This window comes from Desulfovibrio sp. (genome assembly GCF_019424165.1).
In the GTDB taxonomy this organism is placed as follows: domain Bacteria; phylum Desulfobacterota; class Desulfovibrionia; order Desulfovibrionales; family Desulfovibrionaceae; genus Desulfovibrio.
On the sequence record NZ_JAHZAA010000002.1, the window covers coordinates 137,773 to 144,156 of the forward strand.

Below are 6,384 nucleotides of genomic sequence, written 5' to 3' on the forward strand. Positions count from 1 at the left end.
GATAGAACAGATTTTTCTTGGCTACTTCGGCGGCGAACTGGGCAGTGATCACGCCCGGTTCCACCACGGCATAGAGGTCGTCGGAATTGATCTCAAGAATGCGGTTGAGCCCGGTGGTCAGAATAACCACAGAGTCGGAGCTGTCGGGAATGGTCCCGCCGGAGAGGTTGGTTCCCGCGCCGCGCACAGTCATGGGCAGCCCGTTGTCGTACAGCTTTTTGACACATGCGCCCAGGTGCTCGGCCGTAGTCGGGCGCAGCACAAGAGCAGGAACCACGGGGGTCAGCACTGCCGAGTCATACGAATAGCTCTGCCGGTCAGCTTCGGAGCTGAACACGTTTTCCTTGCCGATGAGATCTTCAAAATCCCTGATCAACGCCTGGCTTGCCATGTGGCCTCCTTAGAACATCTGTAATGGTGGAGGACGCAGCCCGCGCGCCCCACGCGCCAGCCCGGACATGCCGGGCACATGTGCGGCCGGTTGACCGGCCGGTCAGCTTTTCTACAAGAATAAAATCATATATCTGCGTTTGCCAGCCTTGCATAGGGGATAAGCCCAAAAACTTTGGTATCACTATTAGACCTCAACTGTATTCTCTCCGGCCGCGCGAAAACAAATTGGTGAAAAATCAGCAACAACTGGAAATAAAAATAATTTTGCAAGGCAAATTTATTGGGCAGAAAAAAGAAAGAGAAAAAATTCACTGGCCTTTTCGGAAAGACAGATGGCAACCGTGCCGCTTTCCGGCAGCACAGGCGCGTAATCGCGCCAGCAGAGGCCGCGCCTGGCGGCACAACAGCAACAACAGATGCACGGCTTCGGCACAACCGGATGGTGGCATAGCAGTTGTCACGCGCACCAGCCCTTTATCCGCCTTACCCGAAAGATGATGGCAAAACTGCCAGCCTGCGGTGCAAGCAAAGACCGCGGGCAGGACGCAGGCCCGGTTTATTGTATGCGCGACATCGAAACAGGTATGCCATACCTTTTGGACACCCATTTTCAAAATTGCTTTGCCCTAGATAAATAAGACCGGCGATGGGGTGCGTCAATGCGGCCCACAGGCCCAAAAAACCGAAAAACGCGGCCAGGAGCGAAAAAAGACAACCTGGCCGCGCGTAACTGTAGAGCAAGCTCTACCCGGCGCGGGCTCAACCCCTGGTTTTCATGCGCGCCAGACGAGCAGCAAGAAGGCTGTTTTCCTTCCAAAGACGTCTGTTTTCTTCACTCAATTCCCTGCGTTCATCTTCCAGGCGTTCACGCCGCTCTTCAAGCCTGCGGCAGCGTGCGCATTCCTGCTGGATCATTTTTCCGTCCGGAACGAACGTAATTCCGCCCTGAGACATGGATGGAGGCGCAACTACCCCCAGCATACCCGGCAGGGGTACAGCCCCGCCTGCCAGCAGTTTTCCCGGTCCGGCAGGCCTTTCTTCAGATGCAGCCGGGGCGCCTGTACCGAGTAGAAGCCATTCAACAGACATCCCGGTTTCTTGACATATTTTCAAAATAATATCGCTATTTGGAAGATTTTCGTCTCGCTCATATCCCCCAAGCGACCCTTTGCTGACGCCGATTTTTGCTGCAAAAACTTCCTGCGACAATGCTCCTCGCGCGAAACGGATGCGAGACCCAAGCGTTTTCATACGTTATACTATCCCAATGCCCAATCATCTCCGCACCGTCCTGTAAGATCAAAATATCGTTCAACATTTGAATAAATAGATGATTTTTTAATTCATGGTCAATATTCAGGTTGAAATAGCTGAGATTTTGATCTAATAATGCAGTTGGGCGGTTAAGGTTCACGTTTTAGCAGACTAACCATATCCGCCTAATCCGGGGAAAGCAATATTTTCAGCAGTACCTATTCACGGATTGCTTTCCCCGCCCCATGCAGAGGACAGGCCAATTTTACGGCCCTGATGGTGACTTTTTAAGGAGGAAGCTCATGATGTTGTCCAAAAACGCGGTTGGCAACCTGATTAACAGGTATAAGGCGGTCTTGGGGAAATGCCGCCTGATCAACACTTTCGGTTCACTGGCACTGGCAGCGGCCCTGGCCCTGGGCAGCGCCGGACCGGCTATGGCGGCGGACTGGGATGGAGGCAACCTGACCGTGGGCACCGGCGGGGATCAGACAAGCCTCACAGTGGATTCTGACGCGGTAGTACTTACAGGAACCCTGACCATCACTGACGGCGGCACGGTCACCGTGAACAGCCCCGGGAGCATTTCGGCCGGAGACGGCGCTACCCCTTCCAACGGCAAGCTGCTGGTAACGGGCGGCACTTTGAACGTCAACGGTTATTCGGATTCGCGTGACCTGCAAATCACGGGCGGAACCGTCAACATCAACGGCGCAACCGGCAACGGCTGGCGCGAAAACGGCCTTGGCGGCTACGCTGAAACCGTCGATGAAAACGACGCTACCGCTTCTACCGGTCTGCCCACCCTTGTTTCCGGCCCCAATACGGTGGTCAACATCACCTCGGCCAACCTTTTTGGGGGCGCCGCAACAGACTTTGCGACAGCTCAACTGAACATTGCCGACGGCGCAACCATCAACCTTATGGGCCAATCTCCGGACGAAAGCCATACAAAAGATTTTGATGACGCGGGCATGCTTTTTGCCGGCAAGGGTGCGGCCACTCTTGACAAAGACAGCGCCAACCTGCTGATCACCGGCGACAGCACCGGAATCAATGTTGCTCAAGGCAATCACGGCGTGTTTAATGCCGGCGTCACCCACATCACAGAGGGCGCAAGGGTTGATGTGCAAGGCGGTCTTTTGCTGACAGGCTATCTTGGCAACACCGCGGGCCAGACCGTGACTGACGCCATGCCTGGCGCCGAGGCCGGATACACCAGGGTTGCTGATGGCGGCAGCGTTATTGTCGGCGACAAGGGGCATCTTTTCCTGAACAAGGGCATGACCCTGGATGTGGCTGCCGATGGCGTGCTGGACAACGGCGGCAAGGTCAACCTTTATGCTGACTCCATGCTTGCCTACAGCGCTGGCGGCGACCACAAGCTGACGGGCATTGTAGCCAACGCGGGTACGCTTTCGGTGACTGACGCCCGCCTTGACCTGACCGGAGCCCAGCTTGATGCCTTCTCCGGCACGGCCGGAACCATAGCTGTCGAGCGCGTTCTGAACACGGATAGCGACACGATGGCCCGTACGGACATGACTGACGCCCAGCTTGCCGCCTGGCTTGAAGAAGGCGGTTCTGTCACGGTTAAGGGAACCGATGCCAAGAAAGCTCGGCTGCATCTTGGCACAGACGCGATGATTGCTACCGACATTGTCACAGGCAACACCGCGGCCGTAACCGGCAAGGTCGCTCTTCTTGGCAATGGCAGCATTCAGGCACAAAACTTGACGCTGACCGGCGATGCGCTCGACATTGACAGCACCGGAGCGCAGGGCAACCGCATCAAGGCCAACAGCCTTGTCCTTACGCCGGATACCCCGGATACGGACTTTACGCTTGCGTCCGGCAAGCTCTTTCTCAAGGGCGAGACGGGTTCCGCGCTCAGCTTCGCGGGCAGCGAAGGCAAGGGCCTGAAAATAGCCGACAAGGGTGTACTGAAGCTTGGCGAGGATGCAACCCCCGGCGGCGATATCAATGCCAACGTTACGAGCGAGGGCGTAGTTGACGTTGCCCAGGGCAAGTGGACGCTGGCCGCAGGCAAGACGCTGGATATCCAGGATGGCAGCCTCACCGTTGGCGGCGGACACGATGGGCGCTCTGCCGAACTGAACATCCAGGGCGACCTGAAGAGCAGCGCAGAGGGTGATGTCGGCCACGACAACGGCGTCAACGTCATGAATAACGGCGTATTGTCAGGCGATGCCGAAAAATTTGTCACATACACAGACGACGTTGCTGCCATCGCAGCGGGCCTCGAAAAAATACATGTGGCCAATGGCGGTACGCTGCGGCTTGACGGGCTGGAAAGCGTCAATACCCAGCAGATGCAGAGCACAAAAACCGGCCTGCTGACTGCGGACAGCAGCGGCCTTATCAGCTATGGCGCCGCAGCCATAGAAATATCAGACGCCGACAAGGGAACCAGCGACGGTAGCATCAAAGGCTCTGCGGCAGAAGCCACCAGCGCAGTGCTGGCCGGTATAAATGCGGAATATGCCAGCACAGGCGACGCCATCACCGTGGGCGGCGGCTTCGGCGTTGATGCTCTTGTCGTTACGGGCAACACCGGCGATGTTGCTGCCGCCATCAACGGCAACACCACCCTGCTTGGCAATGGCGGTCAGTTGATCATCGCTGAAGGCGATGCGGCCACCAAAGTTACCGTAGATACCGGAAAAAATCTCAACCTCGGCTCCATAGGCGCGCCATCCAACGGCGGCACACTTAACGGCAACGTGGAACTGGCCGGAGCTGGCTCTGCCCTTAATGCCGCTGCCGCAGACTATACTGTGGGCGACATCACTGCTGCCGCTGCCGATACTGGCAATGTGAACGTCAGTGCTGGCGGGGGCCTTACTGCCGGGGCCATCGGCACTGCCACCGAGGCGGTCAGCAGCGTTAGCGCCGACATGGGCGCTCTTGCGGCAACGTCCATTGATGCGGGAACCGTAACCGCGGATAACGGCGGCACGATATTGTCCACGGGCGCCATCACTGCCGGCGCTGGCGGCGTGAACGTGAAGAACGGCAGCACCGTTGCTTCTGCTGAAACCCTTAATACCAGCACGGTACTTGTTACCGATGGCAGCATCGCGGCCAAGACGCTTACGGCCTCCGCAGATGTGACGGTTGCCAACGGCAAGCTGCTTGCCACCGGCACCGATGCCGATGCCAGCAACGTGACCGGCAACCTTACCCTGACCGACAGCGAAGCCGCTCTCGGCGACATGGCTGTAACCGGCAATGCCGTCATTAATGGCGGCAGCCTTGTGGCCCAGAGCCTCACCCTGGGTGGCGCTGCCACCGTCACCGGCGGCAGCCTTGTGGCTGAAAGCCTTGCTGTGGCCGGTGACGCCGCCTTCATTGACGGCGCGCAGGTCAAGGCCGACAAGCTGACCGGAGCCTCGGGCAAAACCATTTCTGTCGGCGACGCCGATGATACAAAGGGCGGCACGACCCTCACCGTGGGCAGCCTGGACCTGGCCGGCGGCAACCTCTATGTGGACCCTGCCTGGGGCCTGGCCTCCAGCAACGTGGCTGTAGGCAGCTTTACGGGCGCAACAGCCACTGATGTCGAAATCAACGGCAACGTGGGCGTGGGCATGAACTCTATGGCTGCCATCGGCACCACCGATACGGGCTGGCTGGCCGGGCAGGTGAGCGAAGCCACCAACGGCGTGGGCCTGACGCAGAATGGTGTGGACTCCGCCCTGGGCATCTATAGCGCCCAGGTGCTTGACGGCGCTCACGGCATTATTGTGGACGGCACACAAACAACAGCGGACTTTACAGGCGCCGGGGCTCCGACCGCCAACCAGCTTGATTTCTCCGGCAAGTCCCTTCTGGTGGTTACCGCTGCCGCTGCCGTCACCCCTGACGGAGCCATCAGCAGCAACACCGCAGGCGGCACAGCCAATATCGGCGATGGCGCAAAACTGCGTATTACTGATGCCAAAGTGGGCCAGGACTATACGGTGCTCGGCACCAATATAGACACAATCACCCTTGGCACTGACGGAACAGGCTGGACAGGTTCCAACTTCATCACTGATTCGCGCATGATCAACGGCTCGTTTGATGCCGCCACCGGCGTACTGAGCACGGGGCTCAATTCCGCCGCCAACGTCTACCCCAAGCTTGACGGCGACCTTGTAAAGGTGCTGGACAATGCCTACACCGCCGACCAGGTCGGTCCCGCGCATGTGGATTCCGACGTGAAGGGTGTGCGCTTCCTGTCCCGTGCCACCAGCGACAACTTCATCGGCAGCGACGCCAACCTGGCCGCCAAAACCATTGAAAGTGCCGCCCGCATAGCCGTAGCCGGTGCAGTACCGCAAATGACAATGGCCGCCAACAATGCGGCGGGCGCTGCCATTACCCAGCGCACCAGCATTGCCCAGCCTGACGGCAACGGCATGCAGTCCGTTTCGCTCAACAAGGCGGAAGGTTCCGCCAAAAACGGCATGGCCCTGTGGATCATGCCCCTGTACCAGAGCCAGAACGCCTGGAATATGGAAGCCGGCAACAGCTATGACCTCAAGTGGCACGGCGGCCTTGGCGGCGTTGCCCTTGGTGGTGACTACACCTTTGATAACGCCCTGCGTGCGGGCATAGCCTTCAATATCGGCGGCGGTTACGCCGAAGGCGAAGGCGATCTGGCAAAAACCACCAACAGCTTCAGCTTCTGGGGCCTTGGCGCGTACGCCGGATGGGCGAAGGAAAACTTCG

At 58.4% G+C, this 6,384-nt stretch carries 3 protein-coding genes; 1 reads left to right on the forward strand and 2 read right to left on the reverse strand.

Features of this window, described 5'->3' with window-relative positions:
• On the reverse strand, window positions 1-391 hold a 391-nt coding region (locus tag QZ377_RS01725), incomplete at its 3' end, for an FAD-binding oxidoreductase (protein ID WP_291438957.1).
• A 761-nt stretch (window positions 392-1,152) separates the two neighbouring features.
• Complete coding sequence (locus QZ377_RS01730; RefSeq protein ID WP_291438959.1) at window positions 1,153-1,644, reverse strand: helix-turn-helix transcriptional regulator; 492 nt, start codon at window positions 1,642-1,644, stop codon at window positions 1,153-1,155.
• Between the two features lie 305 nt (window positions 1,645-1,949).
• On the opposite strand from QZ377_RS01730, the gene QZ377_RS01735 reads away from it, so the two are divergent.
• A partial coding sequence (locus tag QZ377_RS01735) for a hypothetical protein (protein WP_291438961.1) occupies window positions 1,950-6,384 on the forward strand: 4,435 nt, incomplete at its 3' end.

What these genes read in the sequence shown, in the direction of transcription:
- QZ377_RS01730 (WP_291438959.1), bottom strand. Translation starts at nt 1,644, where the DNA reads ATGAAAACGCTTGGGTCTCGCATCCGTTTCGCGCGAGGAGCATTGTCG.